The sequence below is a fragment of the Paraburkholderia sp. RL18-101-BIB-B genome, assembly GCF_046026985.1.
GTDB lineage: Bacteria > Pseudomonadota > Gammaproteobacteria > Burkholderiales > Burkholderiaceae > Paraburkholderia.
The window spans coordinates 1-1,375 of the sequence record NZ_JARESV010000151.1; the positions used below are offsets into that span (position 1 = coordinate 1).

1 pseudogene is annotated in these 1,375 nt (G+C 62.3%); it reads right to left on the reverse strand.

The window, feature by feature from the left end:
- Nucleotides 1-172: 172 nt before the first annotated feature.
- Nucleotides 173-1,320, reverse strand: a pseudogene (locus P0D73_RS46400) (IS3 family transposase); the annotation flags it as partial.
- Between the last annotated feature and the right edge of the window lie 55 nt (nucleotides 1,321-1,375).

Consider the following 1,375-nt stretch of genomic DNA (forward strand, 5'->3'; position numbering starts at 1 on the left):
TGAAGTTGACCCGGTTCGACGGATAGATTTGCAGTTGAGTTTAATGCGGTGTGGCACCTCCCGATAAGGTGGAATCGCGGGTTGTCCACGGTCGGGCGGCGGGTCGCCTGTCACGACCACGACGCTGCCCGGCGGTGGGCAACCCGCGCGGCAATAAGCTTTGATCTTGCGCATGCAGGTTTTCGAACTCGAGCGGCGAACAGTAGCCGATGCTGCTGTGCAGGCGGCGTATGTTGTACCAGCTCTCCAGAAACGAGAACAGACGCCGCCGTGCCTGTTCGTGGGTCGCGAAGTGTTCGCGACAGAGCAGTTCGGCTTCGAGTGTGCCGAAGAACGACTCGCACATCGCGTTGTCATAGGCATCGCCGGCCGTGCCCATCGACGGCTGTACGCCTGCTTCGCGGCATCGCCGTCCAAAGGCAATGGACGTGTATTGACAGCCTTGATCGGAATGTAGAATCACACCGTCATGGCGTCGTTGCTGCAACGCCATGTCGAGCGCGCGTAACATCAGTTCGGTGTACAGATGGTTAGACATCGCCCAGCCGATGATGCGACGGCTGAACACATCCAGCACGACCGCCAGATAGAGGAATCCTTCCCCCGTGGGTACATAGGTCGCATCTGCGACCCACAGCACGTTTGTCGCGTCGGCACTGAAGTGCCGGCGCACCAGATCAGGCGCACGTCGGGCGCCTGCGCGTGGCCGTGTGGTGCGCGGCCAGCGCCGCCGGCTTGCCCCGCACAGACCCGCCATACGCATGAGGCGCGCCGCCCGCTTGCGCCCCACGTGTACGCCTTCGCGCGCGAGCTGCGCATGGATACGCGGTGCCCCATACGTGCCGCGCGAGCTCGCATGTAGCGTGCGGATGCGCGCGAGCAGTTGCGCATCGCTACGTGTGTGCATCGCGGGCTCTCGCACCAGCCACGAGTAATAGCCGCTTGTCGAGACGCCGAGCAGCCGTGCCATCATCGCAATGGGCCAGCGGGCCCGGTTCGCTTTCATGAATCCGTACCGCTCTTCGGTGGAATGGATCCCGTCTCCCTCGCGAACCAGGCTGCCGCGTGAGAGAGTATGTCGCGCTCCATCTTCAGTTGCCGGACTTCACGACGCAACCGTGCTAGCTCCTGCCGCTCGGCTGTGGTCAGACCGTCATGCCGCACGCCTGTGTCGCGATCAGCCTGCGCCACCCAGTTGTAGATGGTCTGTGCAGTCGGCTCGAACTCCTTTTCCAGTTCCTCCGGCCTGCGTCCAGCCTTCACCAGTTCGACCATTTGCGCCCGAAATTCCGCCGGGTACGGGGTACGATGCTTGCCCATAATCGGCACCTCCTTCTCCAAAGGATAGATGTCCGTTTTTCTGGGTCAACTTCAG